The 502-nt window shown below is 34.3% G+C and carries 1 protein-coding gene; it reads left to right on the plus strand.

Going from position 1 to position 502, the window contains the following annotated elements:
* Positions 1-220 precede the first annotated feature (220 nt).
* A partial coding sequence (locus AC1DTM_RS31440; RefSeq protein ID WP_477001815.1) for a VOC family protein occupies positions 221-502 on the plus strand: 282 nt, incomplete at its 3' end.

The raw sequence follows: 502 nt of genomic DNA on the forward strand, positions 1-502 counted from the left end.
ATCAGTGGGGGTCTTACTGCCCGTTAATGCGGGATAAATAAAAAGGCACTTTTCCCGTATGAGAAAAGTGCCTTTGGTTTTTCCAATCAGCAATATTTAAATTTGTTTTATTATAATACATATTAATCATATAAATCAACTAGGTTTTAATTTTTTTTGAATTGAATGAAATAAAAAGAAAATATACAATAAAAGGATGGAGAGAAAGGGGAGAAAGAAAATGTTAACATTTGATCATCTCGTTCACGCAGTTCATTGTACGCCTGAGGAGGCGACAAAACAAATGCAGGCACTAGGTTTTCATACTGCGTTAGGCGGTGAGCATACAAACTGGGGGACTTGGAATAGTTTATGTTACTTTGATTTATCATATATAGAATTTTTAGCAGTTCAGCATGAAGAAAAAGCGAAAGAAGCAGAAAATCCATTAGTACAGGAAACGGTTGTTAAATTGCAAAATGGAGAAGGGATGCTACAAATCGCAATTCGAACAGATGAAATT

This window comes from Bacillus sp. P4_D3, assembly GCF_056401855.1.